General features: G+C 52.7%; 17 protein-coding genes, 1 pseudogene and 1 riboswitch. Of the genes and pseudogenes, 14 read left to right on the top strand and 4 right to left on the bottom strand.

Annotation, left to right across the window (positions count from 1 at the left end; genetic code table 11):
- The first annotated feature begins 158 nt into the window (after positions 1–158).
- The 11 genes from V3C63_RS00090 (at position 159) to ribH (ending at position 8,952) form a co-directional block, all read left to right on the top strand.
- Entirely contained in the window at positions 159–1,034 is an 876-nt protein-coding gene (locus tag V3C63_RS00090; protein WP_329885788.1) for a Rossmann-like and DUF2520 domain-containing protein, read from the top strand.
- A complete protein-coding gene (gene panB, locus V3C63_RS00085; protein ID WP_329885787.1) occupies positions 1,031–1,861 on the top strand; it encodes a 3-methyl-2-oxobutanoate hydroxymethyltransferase in 831 nt (276 codons plus the stop codon). Before V3C63_RS00090 ends, panB begins: the two co-directional genes overlap by 4 nt.
- Before the next feature lie 36 nt (positions 1,862–1,897).
- The gene (gene panC / locus V3C63_RS00080) at positions 1,898–2,767 is read left to right on the top strand and encodes a pantoate--beta-alanine ligase (protein ID WP_329885786.1); all 870 of its coding nucleotides are present in this window, start codon (positions 1,898–1,900) and stop codon (positions 2,765–2,767) included.
- Position 2,768: 1 nt separating this feature from the next.
- Positions 2,769–3,167, top strand: a complete 399-nt coding sequence (gene panD / locus V3C63_RS00075; RefSeq protein ID WP_329885785.1) for an aspartate 1-decarboxylase — start codon at positions 2,769–2,771, stop codon at positions 3,165–3,167.
- A gap of 216 nt (positions 3,168–3,383) precedes the next feature.
- On the top strand, positions 3,384–3,527 hold the full coding sequence (locus V3C63_RS00070) for a hypothetical protein (protein WP_329885784.1): 144 nt from the start codon (positions 3,384–3,386) through the stop codon (positions 3,525–3,527).
- Between the two features lie 344 nt (positions 3,528–3,871).
- On the top strand, positions 3,872–4,438 hold the full coding sequence (locus V3C63_RS00065; protein WP_329885783.1) for a hypothetical protein: 567 nt from the start codon (positions 3,872–3,874) through the stop codon (positions 4,436–4,438).
- Positions 4,439–4,502: 64 nt separating this feature from the next.
- On the top strand, positions 4,503–5,039 hold the full coding sequence (locus V3C63_RS00060; RefSeq protein WP_329885782.1) for an NAD(+) diphosphatase: 537 nt from the start codon (positions 4,503–4,505) through the stop codon (positions 5,037–5,039).
- A gap of 104 nt (positions 5,040–5,143) precedes the next feature.
- Positions 5,144–5,260, top strand: a riboswitch (FMN riboswitch).
- A gap of 122 nt (positions 5,261–5,382) precedes the next feature.
- A complete protein-coding gene (ribD, locus tag V3C63_RS00055; RefSeq protein WP_329886250.1) occupies positions 5,383–6,516 on the top strand; it encodes a bifunctional diaminohydroxyphosphoribosylaminopyrimidine deaminase/5-amino-6-(5-phosphoribosylamino)uracil reductase RibD in 1,134 nt (377 codons plus the stop codon).
- A 15-nt stretch (positions 6,517–6,531) separates the two neighbouring features.
- Entirely contained in the window at positions 6,532–7,179 is a 648-nt protein-coding gene (locus V3C63_RS00050) for a riboflavin synthase (RefSeq protein ID WP_329885781.1), read from the top strand.
- Positions 7,180–7,192: 13 nt separating this feature from the next.
- Positions 7,193–8,452 (top strand): bifunctional 3,4-dihydroxy-2-butanone-4-phosphate synthase/GTP cyclohydrolase II, encoded by a 1,260-nt coding sequence (locus V3C63_RS00045; protein WP_329885780.1) that lies wholly within the window; start codon positions 7,193–7,195, stop codon positions 8,450–8,452.
- Between the two features lie 35 nt (positions 8,453–8,487).
- The gene (gene ribH / locus V3C63_RS00040) at positions 8,488–8,952 is read left to right on the top strand and encodes a 6,7-dimethyl-8-ribityllumazine synthase (protein WP_329885779.1); all 465 of its coding nucleotides are present in this window, start codon (positions 8,488–8,490) and stop codon (positions 8,950–8,952) included.
- On the opposite strand, the gene V3C63_RS00035 is transcribed toward ribH, so the two are convergent.
- The 4 genes from V3C63_RS00035 to thrC form a co-directional block, all read right to left on the bottom strand.
- Entirely contained in the window at positions 8,949–9,605 is a 657-nt protein-coding gene (locus V3C63_RS00035; RefSeq protein ID WP_329885778.1) for an HAD family hydrolase, read from the bottom strand. The genes ribH and V3C63_RS00035 overlap by 4 nt on opposite strands.
- Before the next feature lie 90 nt (positions 9,606–9,695).
- A complete protein-coding gene (locus V3C63_RS00030) occupies positions 9,696–10,568 on the bottom strand; it encodes a phosphoribosylaminoimidazolesuccinocarboxamide synthase (RefSeq protein ID WP_329885777.1) in 873 nt (290 codons plus the stop codon).
- A gap of 186 nt (positions 10,569–10,754) precedes the next feature.
- Positions 10,755–11,678: a homoserine kinase gene (gene thrB / locus V3C63_RS00025; protein ID WP_329885776.1), complete on the bottom strand. Its 924-nt coding sequence runs from the start codon at positions 11,676–11,678 to the stop codon at positions 10,755–10,757.
- Positions 11,678–13,186: a threonine synthase gene (gene thrC, locus V3C63_RS00020; protein ID WP_329885775.1), complete on the bottom strand. Its 1,509-nt coding sequence runs from the start codon at positions 13,184–13,186 to the stop codon at positions 11,678–11,680. The genes thrB and thrC overlap by 1 nt, the downstream gene beginning before the upstream one ends.
- 375 nt (positions 13,187–13,561) lie before the next feature.
- Between thrC and V3C63_RS00015 the strand changes: the two genes are divergently transcribed.
- From V3C63_RS00015 to V3C63_RS00005, 3 genes and pseudogenes are all read left to right on the top strand, one after another.
- Positions 13,562–14,806, top strand: coding sequence for a homoserine dehydrogenase (locus tag V3C63_RS00015; RefSeq protein WP_329885774.1), 1,245 nt, complete (start codon positions 13,562–13,564; stop codon positions 14,804–14,806).
- Positions 14,807–14,829: 23 nt separating this feature from the next.
- Complete coding sequence (locus V3C63_RS00010) at positions 14,830–16,041, top strand: aspartate kinase (RefSeq protein ID WP_329885773.1); 1,212 nt, start codon at positions 14,830–14,832, stop codon at positions 16,039–16,041.
- An 84-nt stretch (positions 16,042–16,125) separates the two neighbouring features.
- Positions 16,126–16,309, top strand: a pseudogene (locus V3C63_RS00005) (helix-turn-helix domain-containing protein); the annotation flags it as partial.

The following is a 16,309-nucleotide window of genomic DNA, read 5'->3' as shown; positions in this document are numbered from 1 at the left end:
GGACAAAAATTAATATTTTTCTTTACAGCGATGGATGGCGGTGCTAAACTAAGCGGGATGGACGGTATTCTCTCGGGAAACTGTACCGATGCAAATATCTTGAATCGTTCTCCGGGCACAGACAACATCACGTCGTGATCGAATTTCATGAAGGAGTGATGGCCCTGAAAACTGGATTTGTGGGAGCCGGCAAGGTCGGCTTCACTTTAGGAAAATACTTAACGACCCATGGCGCTCGGGTGACAGGCTATTACAGCCGGAACACCGCTGCCGCCGATGACGCGGCGCAGTTTACGCATTCGCAAAGTTACCGAAAACTCGGTGACCTGGTAGCAGACAGTGACGTGTTGTTTTTAACGGTTCCGGATAGCAGCATCGCGGCTATGGCGGCGGCGATCTGTGAGTATCCGATTCAAGGTAAAATCATTTGTCATTGCAGCGGCGCCCTTTCAGCAGAAGCGGCCATGCCGGGTGCAGAACAAATTGGTGCGAGTGTCTATTCCGTTCATCCGCTATTCGCCGTAAGCGATCGCTATACCGCTTACCGTGAATTGTCGGATGTTTTTTTTGCCCTGGAAGGCAGTGCGGATCGTTTGGACGCGGTTGACACCTGGCTCAAAGGATTGGATCTTTCGGTGCAGATCATCGACAGATCATCGAAATCGCGTTATCATTGTGCCGCGTCGATAGCCAGCAACCTGGTCGTCGGGCTTGTGGCGCAGAGTATTGAGATGCTCGAAACCTGCGGCTTTTCCCACGAAAAGGCGCAGCAGGCGCTGATGCCCTTGGTGCTCGGCAATGCGGCTCACATGGCTGAAGACGGCGTCATCGACGCTCTCACCGGCCCGGTGGAGCGCGGTGATACCAAAACGGTGGCGGCTCACCTTGACTGCTTTGACAAGGCGAACGACAGGCTGTTATACGCGCTGTTATCCCAGAAGTTGCTGGCGCTTGCGAAGACAAAGCATCCCGATCGGTCATACCTGTCCCTCGAAAATTTATTATTATCATTGGGGGGAGACAACTCAAAATGAAAAACACGGTTAAAACGTTTCAGGCCATGAAAGAGCGCGGCGAAAAAATCGCAATGCTGACGTGCTACGATTATTCCACGGCACAATTACTCGAGGCTGCCGGGATTAACGGCGTGCTCGTCGGCGATTCATTGGGCAATACCATGCTCGGCTACGAAGATACGCTTTCGGTGACGATGGAAGACATGATTACCTTTGGCGGCGCGGTGGCCCGAGGGTGCCGGGATATTATGGTGGTCATCGATATGCCGTTTATGTCCTATCAGGTGTCGGATGAGCGGGCGCTCGTCAATGCGGGGCGTTTGATGAAAGAAGGGCGCGCTCAGGCGGTGAAGCTGGAAGGCGGCGCGGCGGTCTGCTCGCAGATCGGCGCGATTACGGCGGCGGGCATCCCCGTCATGGCTCACTTGGGGCTCACGCCGCAGTCGGTGAATGCCTTCGGCGGCAACCGTGTCCAGGGGAAGGGCGAAGCAGCAGCCAAGCAGCTGCTAGACGATGCGCTGGCCATTCAGGAAGCGGGGGCTTTTTCGGTGGTGCTCGAATGCGTCCCGGCAAAGCTGGCGAACCTGATCACCGAAAAACTGAGCATCCCGACCATTGGCATCGGCGCCGGTGCGGGCTGTGACGGGCAAATCCTCGTCTATCAGGATATGCTCGGGATGTTCACGGATTATATGCCGAAGTTCGTCCGTCATTTTGGAAAAATTGGCGAAGCAATGGTCGGGGCTTTTAAGGCCTATGACCAGGCGGTGAAAGCCGGCGATTTCCCCAGCGCGGATGAAGCTTTCAAGCTTGCCAGCGAAGACGATCTGGATCGGTTGTATTAAAGGATAAAAGGAACTGCAGTCAAAGGAGCGAGGAATATGATCATAGCGAAAACGATTCAGGAGGTGCGCGACCAGGTGCGCGCCTGGAAAGAGGCCGGACAAAGCATCGGTTTCTGTCCGACCATGGGCTATCTGCACGAGGGCCACGCCTCATTGATGGCGGCGTCCGCAAGACTTTGTGACAAAACCGTAGTGTCGGTCTTCGTCAATCCGATTCAGTTCGGACCAAACGAAGATCTCGCCGATTATCCCCGGGATTTTGAGCACGACCGTGCGCTGCTCGAGACCGAAGGGGTCGATTTGGTTTTCCATCCGGATGCCGATGAGATGTATGTGGCGGATTTCTGCACTTTTGTGGATATCGACGTGCTGAGCCAGACCCTTTGCGGCAAGAGCCGGCCCATTCACTTTCGCGGCGTGTGCACGGTCATCACGAAACTGCTCAATATCGTCGGGCCCGACAAAATTTTCTTCGGACAGAAGGATGCTCAGCAGTTGGCGATCGTCCGCCGGATGGCGCGCGATTTAAACTTTGATGTGGACGTGGTGGGCTGCCCCATCGTGCGCGAATCCGACGGGTTGGCTAAAAGTTCCCGCAATACATATTTAAGCGCGAAAGAGCGTCAAGCCGCATTGATCTTATCCCGCAGCGTGCGCCTGGGGCAGGTCATGGTGGCCGGCGGCGAACGCCGCAGCGAAAAGCTCCTGGCGGCCATGCGCGATAAGCTGGCCGACGAACCGATGGCCGAGGTGGAATACGTCGAAGTGGTGGATGGCGAAAGCATGCAGTCGGTCGATATTTTTAAACCCGGGGATCTGGTGGCGATGGCGGTGCGCATCGGCACCACCCGCCTGATTGATAATTTCGCCGTGGGCGACCCCGCGATTGTCATCCCGGAGGTGTAAGATGTTGATTCCGATGTTAAAGGGAAAAATCCATCGCGCAACGGTGACGCAGGCCGAACTGGATTACGTGGGGTCGATCACCGTCGACGAGAACTTTCTGGATCAGGCCGGCATTTTGGAATACGAAAAGGTCGCCATTGTCGACGTGAACAATGGCGAACGCTTTGAAACCTATACCATCGCCGGAGAACGGGGCAGCGGCATCATCTGCCTCAACGGGGCGGCAGCGCGCTGCGCCTGTGTCGGGGATAAGGTGATCGTCATGGCCTATGCGCTCGTCGACGAGCAGGAAGCCAGGGCCCACAAGCCTCAGGTGGTTTTCCTGGGCGAAGGCAACCGCGTTGAGCGCGTCACCAATTACGAAAAGCACGGCCGCCTGGAAGATTGTCTTCGCGTTTGAGATGATTAGATCGGCAAAATGCGCCAAACTCGAACATAATTCAATAAATCAAAAAGCGAAAATCGTTTGCTTTGAGCACAGCACCGGATATCATGCATGGCAGGAATCCGGTGTTTTGCTATCGGCGACAACCCTGAAATATAGCAACGCGCATCCTTCCGATGTGGAGGCGCAGTCTGAGCGGCAGAACACCGGGCGAAGAAGAGAGGAATCCCCATGGACGGATTAGCGCAGGCCATTCAGGCCGCAAAAGGACAATTAACGGCGATGCTCAGCGGAAAAGCGTCAATGGAAACATTGATGCCGGCATTGCAAGTCGTGACGGACACGCCGGCGGCCGCATCGGAAGAGACCGTTTGATGTTGGCCTTGCCGCCGCACTTCAAGCGCGAACTGGCAGCTCAAAAAATTCTTTTCCCATTGATGACAGGGCGTCCGCGAGAGCCATTACGCGCAGTGGGCACGATGGTTTTGTACGAATGCTGCGTCGATTTAAAGATCGATGATCAATATGAAAAATGGCGAATAAGATTCGAGGAGATTCGGGCCCAATCGATCCCCGATTAGGCAATGGCTAAGCTTTAAATAAAAGCTAATAAATGTGCGATATTTGATTAGAAAGATTTGACAGTATTTTGACCTAACGATATAATAGGTGCGCCTAAAGACGACGCGGTTTAAAACCGCAGATAAGAAGGGGAAATCATGTTAGTAGAACATACAGAAAAACACCTTGGGGATGCGTTTGTCATGCCCGAACCAGAGGATTACGGTGCACCGATTGATACCTCGGACATCAATGATTTTGTGGCGCTGGTGGAAAAAGCCTTCGCGCCTTTGGAAGCTTGGTATGTCGGGGAAGAAGTTGATGATCTCCAGGCGCTGATTCAAAATCAGAAGACCCAATACGAGCAGGCCAGCGAGCCTTACCGCAAACTGATTAAAAAAGCTTATCTTTGGAATCAGGAAATGGAAGCAGCGGCGAGACGGACAAAAGTTTATGGCAATCCGGAAAGGGATGACGCCGAGCAATCCCACGATCGCATGATCCATGGACAAATTCAGTATGCGATTTTCCGGGTGAACTACTGTACGGAGCGCATTCTGACAGCGGCCCATAAAGCACAGAAAAGTTTTAAAGGATTGGCTGTTAACACGCAAAAAATGACCGAATCCGGGCGGGATCCCAGAGACATTGCCTGGAACAAGCTGACCGAGATGGATGCATCCCAACGCCGAGGGATCGGCTCGTTTAAGCAGCAGAAGAAATAAATAAGACCTCCCGTGGGAGGTTTTTATTTGCACATTTTTAAAAACATGTAGGAGACATTACTTTATGAGCGTTCCACGGATGATCCATTGCATGGCCTGCGGCACAAAATTGATGCATCGTTATCTAAAGGGGGAAGGAATTGTTCCTTATTGTCCCCAATGTCAGGATTTCCGTTTTCCGGTGTTTAATACGGCAGTCAGCATGATCGTGCTCAACGAACATAAAGATCAGGTGCTTTTGATCAAACAATACGGACGGGATGCTTATATATTGGTGGCGGGTTACGTTTCCCGGGGCGAGGATGTTGAAGTCACGGTCCGGCGGGAGGTGATGGAAGAGATGGGGCTTGAGGTTAAAGAGTTGCGCTTTAATCACAGTCATTTTTTTGAACCGACCAATACGCTGATGCTCAACTTTACGGTGGTAGTCGGTGGTGAAAAGCCCCGGCCGAATTGGGAAATTGACGATTACGATTGGTTTTCTATCACTGAGGCCAGAGAAAATATTCTAAGTCCCAGTTTAGCCAAGGATTTTTTGATCGGCTATTTAGATGGGGTTTATGCGTTTGCATCGACAAAGAATATGCTCAAGATCCGTTAGGTTTTCTTTGCGGGCGTTAAAATAATTCAACTGAAACTATTGACACGGTATGGCCTTTGCGTTATGCTTGTTATCGTAATAACAATGATGCCCGGAAGGGCAGATCGTATCTTCAGGGTGGGGTGCAATTCCCAATCGGCGGTTAAAGTCCGCGAGCCGAGAGGCATGAACCGGTGTGATTCCGGTACCGACGGTTATAGTCCGGATGGAAGAAGATGATTATTTTTTAATTCAAACGAAACACCCTGTTAAGATGCGGGGTGTTTTTCTTTGCAAAAAATCCTATATCGGAAGACGGTGGCATTGACGGATTTGAGAAAGGAGCGACAATGCATTGACATCAGTGGAGTGGAAAAACATAGAAGCGGAAAAAGCGCAGGCCGAAGCGTTTATGCATCGCGCGCTGGCTTTAGCCAGGCAGGGAATGGGGCACACCTCGCCAAACCCGATGGTGGGGTGCGTGGTGGTTCAAAACGGTGTGGTCGTCGCGGAGGGCTACCATGAGCACGCCGGGGGTTATCATGCAGAGCGCAATGCGCTGATGCACTGCGATAAGGATTTAACGGGCGCCGATCTTTATGTGACGCTGGAGCCCTGCTGCCATTATGGCAAGACGCCACCCTGCACAGAGATCATCATTGAGCGGGGCATCGGCCGGGTGTTTGTCGGCTCGCTGGATGTGAATCCCAAAGTGGCCGGCAGGGGCGTGAAAATTTTGGAAGCCGCAGGCATCGAGGTGATCACCGGGATTCTCGAAATAAAATGCCGAAGACTCAACGAAGTCTTTTATCACTATATGACAACGCGGATGCCCTTTGTGGTCAGTAAATACGCGATGACCCTCGACGGCAAAATCGCCTGTGCCTCCGGGGATGCGAAGTGGATCAGCGGAGAAGCCTCCCGCGTTCAGGTCCAGCGCATGCGCAAACAGTATTCGGGCATCATGGTGGGCATCGGCACCGTGCTCGCCGACGATCCCATGCTCAACTGCCGCATTGAGGTCGGCGTCGATCCGGTGCGCATCGTCTGTGATTCAAGACTGCGAATACCGCTTGACAGCCGCTTGGTTAAGACGGCCGGCGATATCCCGATGATTGTGGCCTGCACAAAAACAGCGGCGGCATCGGCAAAAGCAACGGCGCTGCAGGCGGCCGGCGTGACGGTTTTGCCGGCCGGCGACAGCGCTCGTGTGGATTTGAATGTGCTGATGCGCCTTTTGGGACGGCGGGAAATCGACAGCGTGCTGCTCGAAGGCGGCGCGACACTCAATGCGGCGGCTTTTGAAGCCGGCGTGGTGAATAAAGTCGTGGCGTTTATCGCGCCGAAGCTGGTCGGCGGTGCGGAAGCGCCTTCGCCGATAGGAGGTGCCGGCATCCCGCGCATGGCGGATGCCATCGCCTTGACATCGGTTACGACCGGCTGCTGCGGCGACGATCTTTGGGTATCAGGTTATCCCGTGAAGCATCAGCAAATATAGAAAAGAGGCAAAGTCATGTTTACCGGACTTGTGGAAGAAGTAGGCAGGATCAGCCGGATTCAGCCGGGGGCGAAATCCTGCATTTTAACCGTCGATTGCCAGACGGTGCTGGAGGGAACGGCAGTGGGCGACAGCATTATGACGAGCGGCGTCTGTCTGACGGTGACGCGGATGGACGGTCATTCGTTCGCCGCAGATGTGATGTCGGAGACGTTAAACCGCAGCGCGCTGAAAAGCCTGAAGATTGGTTCTGCGGTGAATTTGGAACGGGCAATGCCGGCGGACGGGCGCTTCGGCGGGCATATGGTCGCCGGCCATATCGACGATACCGGCACGATCACAGCGGTTAAACAAGACGATAACGCGGTGTGGTACACCGTGGCGGCACCGCCTGCAGTGCTGCGCTATATCGTTGCGAAGGGCTCCATCGCCATGGACGGCATCAGCTTGACCGTGGCGCGGGTCGACGATAAAAGCTTCGCAGTTTCCGTGATTCCCCATACTCGGGAAGTAACGGCACTCGCCGATAAAAAGGCGGGCGACGCAGTAAATCTGGAATGTGACATGGTGGGCAAATACATCGAAAAGCTCATGGCACCACCGAAAGCGGTGCCGGAGGCTCAGGGCATTACCAGGGCATTTTTAATGAAAAACGGATTTTAGAAGGGACAGCAAAATGGCGAAGACGATTGGAACTATTGAACAGGCATTGGAAGATTTGAGACAGGGGAAGATCATCCTCTGCATTGACGACCCGGATCGGGAAAACGAAGGCGATATGATTTGCGCCGCGGAATTTGCGACTCAGAAGAATGTCAACCGCATGGCCAGCGATGCCAAAGGGCTCATCTGCATGCCCATGAGCGCCGAGTGGTGCCAGAAGCTCGATCTGCCTCAGATGGTGGACGAAAACACCGACAACCACAGCACGGCGTTTACCATCTCCATCGACCATGTGGACACGACGACGGGGATCTCTGCGGCGGAGCGTTCCTTCACGGCGCTTGAAACCGTGGCGGACAATGTCAGGCCCGAAAATTTCAGACGGCCGGGGCATATGTTCCCCTTGCAGGCCCGCAAGGGCGGAGTGCTGGCCCGCAGCGGCCATACCGAAGCGACCGTGGATCTGATGAAGCTGGCCGGGCTCAAGCCGGTGGGGCTGTGTTGCGAGATCATGCGGGACGACGGTGAAATGATGCGCACCCAGGAGCTGCTCGATTTTGCGGAAGCGCGGGATCTCACGGTGATCACCATCGCCGATCTGATTAAATACCGGGTGAAGAACGACAGCATTATCCGCCGGGAAGCGGAAGCCAAGCTGCCCACGAAATACGGCAAGTTTAAAATCATGGGCTACCGCAATCTCATTAACGGCGATCACCACGTGGCGTTGGTGATGGGGGATGTGGCCGACGGCAAACCGGTGCTGTGCCGGGTGCATTCCGAATGCTTGACCGGCGACGTGTTCGGCTCAGCGCGTTGCGACTGCGGCGATCAATTGCATCAGGCCATGCGCCAGATCGCGGCCGAAGGCCGGGGCATTTTGCTTTATCTGCGTCAGGAAGGCCGAGGCATCGGCCTCATCAACAAGATCAAGGCCTATGCTCTGCAAGAACAAGGCTACGACACGGTGGAGGCCAATGTGATGCTGGGATTCCCGCCGGATATGCGGGATTATGGCGTCGGGGCGCAGATTCTTCGGGATATCGGGGCGAGGCGGCTGCGCCTGCTCACCAACAATCCGACGAAAATCACCGGCCTTTCGGGCTATGGCATCACGATTGAGGAGCGGGTGCCGATTCAGATCGACGCCCAGCAATACGATTACGATTATTTGATGACCAAACAGGAAAAGATGGACCATATGACGCATTATGGCTGCAGTCACGATCATCATGTGCACGAATTTAGCGCGGAACAAAAAACGGAAAGGTAAAATTTAAATTAATCATAAAGATAAAGGAGCGAACCATGAGAAAATTAGAAGGAAAAGTTATTGCAAAGCAGGTTAAGATCGGCATTGTCGCCGCGCGGTTTAACGAATTTATCGTTTCGAAGCTCGTCAGCGGAGCGCAGGACGCACTGATCCGCCACGGGGTGAACGACGACGACATCGACATTGCCTGGGTGCCCGGCGCCTTTGAAATTCCGCTGATCGCGCAGAAAATGGCCGAAACGGAAAAATACGATGCGGTGATCTGCCTGGGGGCGGTGATTCGCGGTGCAACCAGCCATTATGACCATGTGTGCAACGAAGCGAGCAAGGGCGTCGCCCAGGTGGGACTTAAAGCAGGGATTCCGGTGCTCTTTGGCGTGATTACCACGGAAAACATCGAACAGGCCATCGAGCGCGCGGGCACCAAGGCCGGCAACAAGGGCTACGACGTGGCCTGCTCGGCGATTGAAATGATCAATTTGATCGAAACCATCGGTTAGTCAAAAAGGGCGATCACTTCGTCCGCGCTGTTTAAAAGCGTCAGCGCCTGACGGGCAATGGCGGGCTCCGGGATCTTGAGATCCGGGATGCCCACCACGGGAATGCCTGCCCGGGCGGCGGCAAGAATACCGTTTTCCGAATCTTCCAGCACCATGGCGGTTTCGGGGCTGACGTTTTTTTGCGTGCAGCAGGCCAGAAAAATTTCCGGATCCGGTTTGGCGCGGGTGATTTGATCGCCGGCTACCACAAAGTCAAAATAGGGCAGCAATTCGCCTTGCTCGAGATAAAACAAGGCGTGCTCCCGGGGAGTGGCAGTCGCGATGCAGCAGGGGACGCGGTGCTCCTGCAGCCAGCGGAGAAGTTCCAGGATTCCGGGCTTCACCGGCGGACCATCCTGGGCGACGGCCTCGGCGACGCGTTCCCGGGTCTCGGTGCTGATGCGGTCGGCCGGATAATCGGGGCCGTAAATCTGATGCAGTCTTCGGTTGAGAGCGCTGCCGGAAGTGCCGAGGGTGCTGACGTAATCCGATTCCTTTTGTGTGTAGCCGTAGCGCGCCATCACGATGGCTTTCTGGGCCATGAACAGCCGTTCGGTGTCGAAGATCAGCCCATCCATGTCGAAAATCATGAGCTGAGGCAAGGGGTAAGTCATGCGGGGCTCCTTATTTTAGAATGCGGGTGTAAAAAATCCTGCCGAATCGGCAGGATGGTGATTTTAAAGCCGCGAACAATCGGCCGATGGTCAGGCAATATCCTGATCGGTCAACAGCTTGTAGGCTTCTTTGTATTTGGCGATGGTTTTATCGATGACATCCTGGGGCAGGTTGTAGTTGCTGTCCGGATTGGCCTTGAGCCAGTCGCGGACGAATTGCTTGTCGAAGGAGGGCTGGGATTTGCCGGGCTCATAGCCTTCGAGGGGCCAGAAGCGACTGCTGTCCGGCGTGAGCATTTCGTCGCCGATGATGAGGTCGCCGGCTTCGTCGATGCCGAATTCAAATTTGGTATCGGCAATGATGATGCCGCGGCTCAGGGCGTAATCGGCGCATTTTTGATAGAGCGCCAGCGTGTTGTCGCGCAGTGCTTCGGCATAGGCCCTGCCCTTGCCGGGAAAGTGTTTTTCCAGCACGTCGATGCTCTGTTCGAAAGAGATGTTCTCGTCGTGATCGCCCAGATCCGCCTTGGTGCTCGGGGTATAGATAGGTTTGGGCAGTTTGTCGCATTCCCGAAGCCCCTCCGGCAGCTTGATACCGCAGACCGTGCCGTTTTTCTGGTAACTGCCCCAGCCGCTGCCGGTGATATAGCCGCGGACAATGCATTCGATGGGGAGCATGGTCAGCTTCTTGCAGAGCATGCTGTTGCCGTCAAAATTTTCGTTTTGGAAAAATGCAGGCATATCCGTCACGTCGACGGAAACCATGTGATTGGGCAGCACGTCTCCGGTATAGTCAAACCAGAATTTAGACATCTGAGTTAAGACCGTTCCTTTTTTGACGATTTTGTTTTTTAAGATGACATCAAAGGCGGAGATACGATCGGTTGCGACCATGACGAGGTTGTCGCCAATATCGTAAATTTCCCGCACCTTGCCTTCTTTAACCGGCCGATATTCCTTCATGCTTTCCTCCTGAAAATTAAAATGCTATATAAGATTTTTTCATTATACCAGAAAAAAATCGGCCGCACTATGAAAAGACAAATGAATTTTTTAAAGAACTGCCGGCAAACGAAAAAAATAAATGAGCGCCGGCAAAGCGGGCATCAAAAAAGCACGCGGGAGGCGCGCTTTAAAAAACGATAAAAATCATTTAAAGATCACGGTGGTGCCGTTGTTGTCCGGATCGAGATCGTAAAGCTGCCAACGGGGCTCCTTGCGCGCGAGGAAGTGGCGCATGTGCTCCGAAAAGGCGGACGAGTTGCCCTTTGGCGAGATGGCGAGCAGCGTCGGACCGGCGCCGCTGATGCACACGCCGAGCGCGCCGTAGTCTTTGGCGGCCTGACGCACCGCATCGTAGGAGCGGATCAAATGCTTCCGGTAGGGCTGGTGCAATTTGTCCGCCATGCTGTGCTTGAGCACATCCGGGCGGCCTTCGGTCAGGGCAAGATAGGTCATCGTCGCGTGGGCCACGTTAAAGACGCCGTCGGCGCGGTCAATCTGATCCGGCAGCGCCGCGCGGGCTTCTTTGGTGGAAAGCTCAAAATCCGGGACAATCAAATGGAAGGCAAAACAATCGGCTACCGATTTTTTGATGTAGTCATTGCGGCCGTTTTCTTCGATGGCGCATACCAGCCCGCCGAAAAAAGCCGGAGCGATGTTGTCCGGATGCCTTTCCATGGCGACGGCCATGTCGAAGAGTTCCGCTTCACTCAAGGGGCTGCCGCAAAGGACGTTGGCGCCGACGAGGCCGCCGACGATGCAGGTCGCGGAGGAGCCAAGACCGCGGCTGACCGGCACATTAGTTTTCGTGTGCAGATAGAGGCCGCGGGGCGAATAACGCACGCGCTTAAAAACCTTTTGCATGGCTTTATACACCAGGTTGGATTTGCCCTGATATTTGCGGGGAACGCCGCGGATGGTGAGCTTGCCGTCATTTTTCGCCTGAAAAGTGAACGTGTTGTAAAGATTGAAGGCCATGCCGAAAGCGTCAAATCCGGGGCCGATGTTCGCTGAGGTGCCTGGAACGCGGACAATCACCGATCGTTCTTCTGAGGGGGTGTTTTTGCTCATTAGGCGTTCTCCGAAAGGCGGCTTAAAAAGGAGGAGAGAGCATCGGGCATATCGGCTTTGGCGCAGATGTGATCGTATTGATTGGGACGACTTTCCAGATCGGCCAGCGGCGCGGGAACGGGAACTCCAGTTTGATCAGCCAGCGCATCAAGCACGGCGAAGTCGTTCATATCCGCCGGGATGCGGCCGAAGATGCTCTCATATACATGGTGGGCAAATTTATAGGGGCTTGCGGTGGAAAGCACCACGGTGGGGGTGGTGTCGCCGGTGGCCGCGCGGTAATCGTCGTAAACCTGGCTGGCCACGGCGGTGTGGGGATCCATCAAGTAACCATGGTCCCTGAACATGGCTTTGATGGCCGATGCGGTAGCTTTTTCGTCGGAGCAACCGCCCCAGAAGCGGGCGTCAATTTTGTCGCGCATGGCCTGGGGGACGGTATAGGCGCCGTCCGCATTCAGTGCCTGCATCTGACCGGCCACAAAATCGGTATCGCCGGAAAGATCGTAGAGCAGACGCTCGAAATTGCTCGAAATTAAAATATCCATCGACGGCGACATGGTTTTATAAAAGGGGCGATTGCGGTTATAGTCCCCGGTTTGGAAAAAGTCCGTCAGCACGCGGTTGGCGTTGGAGGCACAGATCAAACGCCCGACGGGCAGCCCGATAAGCGATGCGTAATAACCGGCCAGAATATCGCCGAAGTTGCCGGTGGGAACGACAAAGTTGACAGCATCGCCCAAAGCGATGGCGCCGCGTTTAATCAATTCGCCGTAGCTATAGAAATAATAGATCACCTGGGGCAGCAACCGGCCGATGTTGATGGAATTGGCCGAAGACAGTTGAAACCCTTTGGCCTGAAGAGCCCGGTTGAAAGCCGGATCCGAAAAAATGCGCTTCACACCATTTTGCGTGTCATCAAAATTGCCATCGACGCCGACAACATAGGTGTTTTTTCCCGTTTGGGTGAGCATTTGCTTTTCCTGAATCGTCGAGACGCCGTCTTTGGGATAATAAACGATGATATCGATGCCCGGGACATCGGCGAAGCCGGAAAGGGCCGCTTTGCCGGTGTCGCCGGAGGTTGCCGTGAGGATCACCACTTCTCGGTTGATATGCTGAATGTTCATCGCTGTTGTCATGAAGTGAGGCAGAATGGTCAATGCCATATCTTTAAAGGCACAGGTCGGCCCGTGATAAAGTTCGAGAAAATAGCGATCGGCGGCCCGTTGGACGGCCGCGGGTGCATACCCCTCAAAAAGACCGGTTTCATAAGCCTGGGTCACACAGTGGCGGATTTGGTTCTCAGAAAAATCATTGAGAAAAAGATTGAAAATCTTGCAGGCTAAATCACCGTAGTTCATGTTGATGATCGCCGGAAGATCGATTGATTTTTCATGAATGAAAGACGGAACAAAAAGGCCGCCATCTGTGGCAAGGCCTGAGATAATTGCCTGAGATGCAGAAATATTTTGTTGTCCGCCGCGGGTACTGATGTACTTTTGATTCATATTGCCTCCGATGGTAATAAATCTGATGGGTTGATGCCTGTTGTCGTTCAGAACAAGATCATGTCAGGATGCAATCACAGACAGGTGCTTTTAAGGATTAAAGGTGCGTCATTGAAGGGAAGAAAAAGCATGGGGAGTCATAGATCAGTATTAAGGTCAAAATTTTGAAGGACTATGAAAAATAATGAAAGTCTTATGAAATCCCAAGAGTTAGTGATTGCGGTTCTCACTTCTATATGATAAAATGTTTTTCACTGAATTACAAGAAAATTTTCGTTTGCATTTTTTTACATTGCGTTGATATCGAGGAGATATCAAATGCAATAAGTATCGGAAATGGTCTTGGACCATGAATTTTGAAGTGAGGTAAAAGATGTGAAAATTGCGTTATTAGGTTTCGGAACGATCGGGACGGGTGTTTACGAGCTGATCAATCTGAATAAGGGCCGGTTTTCCAACAACTTGGATGAACCTGTGGTCATCTCCAAAATTTTGGACAAAGATCCTAACAAACACGTGGATCCATCAGATCAGGTGTGCGAGATTGTAACGGATCCGGCGCTCATTATGGATGATCCCGAAATTCAGATCGTTATTTCTCTGCTCGGCGGCATGGACTTCGAGCATGAAATGATCAAGGCGGCGCTGGAGCACGGTAAAAATGTGGTGACGGCCAGCAAAGCGGTGCTCTCGGAATATTTTGAGGAATTGACGGGCCTTGCCGCCCAGAAGAACGTATTTTTACGCTATGAAGCAGCCGTTGGCGGGGGTATCCCCATTATCGGCAGTTTAAAAGAAGAACTCAAGATCAATCGCATTGACGAGATCAAGGGGATTCTCAACGGAACCACCAATTATATTTTGTCGAATATGACAGAAAACGGTGCCGATTTTGATGATACTCTCAAAAAAGCGCAGCAGATCGGCTTTGCCGAGGCAGATCCCACAGCGGATATTGAAGGTTACGACGTTTCACGCAAGTTGGCGATTCTCTCAACATTAGCCTATGGCGGTGTGGTGCGTGACGAAGATATCAAGAAGCGCGGCCTTTCCGATGTATCGGCTATCGATGTGGAAATGGCCGGCGATATGGGCTATACCATTAAATATTTGGGACACTCCAAATTGGTCAATAAAAACCAGGTTTATACCACTGTTGAGCCAGTGCTTTTTTCTAAAGAATCGATGATGAGCAACGTCAATTCGGAGTTTAATATCATTTCCATCAAAGGCGATATTATCGGGGAACTGCAGTTTTACGGCAAGGGCGCCGGCAAAGATGCGACGGCTAATGCCGTTGTCGGCGACGCGCTTTACATTATCAACTGTTTGAAAGAAGACCGGGAACCCGCCTACAAGAAGCTGGATAAAAAATTGCACAAAATGGGTAACTCCGGATTTTCAGGACGTTATTATCTGCGGGTGAACATCGCAGACAACGATGAATTGGCTTTTGTGATGTCGGTGATGGACGCCGATAAAGGCCGGGAAAATATCGTTATTTCTGACGAAGCGATTTTCTATACCACATCGACCATTCAGGCCGATGTGTTTGACGGTCTGGTAGATCGCATCAAAGAATGTGTCGGCGATGTGTTTTATGCGCGCATTTATGAATAGAAACTGGAAAATTCAGAGATAAGATGAAAGATTTAATCGTTCAGAAATACGGCGGAACATCTGTCGGTTCGGTTGAAAGAATAAAAAAGGTGGCGCAGCGAATCGTTCACAGCGTGGATGACGGCAAGAAAATGATCGTCGTCGTGTCGGCGATGGGTAAACGCACGGATGAACTTATCGGCATGGCTTGGGCCATCAACGAAAGTCCGCCGAGCCGGGAACTGGATGTGCTGATGGCGACCGGCGAACAGGAAAGCATTGCGCTGCTGGCAATGGCCATTCAGGCGATCGGTTACACGGTGATTTCGCTGACGGGCGCACAATGCGGCATCCGCACTTCGGATGTGCACCGCAAGGCGCGGATTGAAGGCATTGATACCGAACGACTTGAACGGGAGCTGAGGGATCATCAGGTGGTGATTGTCGCGGGGTTCCAGGGCATTGACGAAAATGACGAGGTAACGACGCTTGGCCGCGGCGGCTCCGACACCTCAGCGGTGGCATTGGCTGCAGCTATGAGAGCCGAACGTTGTGAAATTTACACCGATGTGGACGGGGTTTATAACGCCGACCCACGCGTGGTGCCGGGCGCTCGGAAAATCGGTCAAATTTCTTACGCAGAAGTTTTAGAAATGGCCGATCTCGGCGCGGGTGTGCTGCACACAAGATCGATTGAATTGGCAGAGAAATACAAATTGCCGCTGGTCGTGCGGTCCAGTTTTAACGAGGATAAAGGAACCATTATCAAGGAGGACGTTAATCAAATGGAAAAGGTATTGGTCAGGGGGATTGCCCTTGATGAAAACATTGCAAAGATTTCAATTTTAGAAGTGCCGGATAAACCGGGGATTGCTTTTCGTCTGTTCACCTCGTTGGCGGTTGCCAATATTCACGTGGATATGATCGTGCAGAACGTCAACCGAACGGCGGTTAACGATATTTCGTTCACGGTGAACGTGGACGAATTGCAGGATGCGGTGGAAGTCTCCCAGAAGTTCGCCTTTAAAGTGGGTGCCCAGAAGGTTGAATTCGATCAGGGCGTGGCCAAGCTTTCGGTGGTAGGCACCGGGGTGGTGGCCAATGCGGAAATCGCCAGCAAATTTTTCGAATCCCTTTATGAACTGGGCATTAATATCCTGACGATCTCCACATCGGAAATCAAACTCAGTTGCCTGATCGACAAAGACCGGGCCAAGGAAGCGATGATCCACATTCACAAAAAATTCGAAATGTAGGCACCAATAAAAAAACATCCTGACGAAAATGATATGTACCCTCTTTACTGGAGATGAAAATGCAGCAGTAAGGAGGGTGTTTTTATGCGATACAGTTATGAATTCAAGGGGAAATGTATAGAAGTATATCGTCAGGGGAAATGGCCGGCCACCCCGGATAACATCAAGACAGAGAACTTTCATAATACTGTCCGCAAGCGGGCAAGACTGGAAGATGCTAATGGTCCCAGTGTTTTAAAACACAAAAATCAAGACAAAGTTTGGACCG

The sequence above is a fragment of the Pseudoramibacter faecis genome (assembly GCF_036289405.1).
GTDB lineage: Bacteria > Bacillota > Clostridia > Eubacteriales > Eubacteriaceae > Pseudoramibacter > Pseudoramibacter faecis.
The sequence above is the reverse complement of the archived record's forward strand: the minus strand, read 5'-3'. Positions and strand labels throughout refer to the sequence as shown.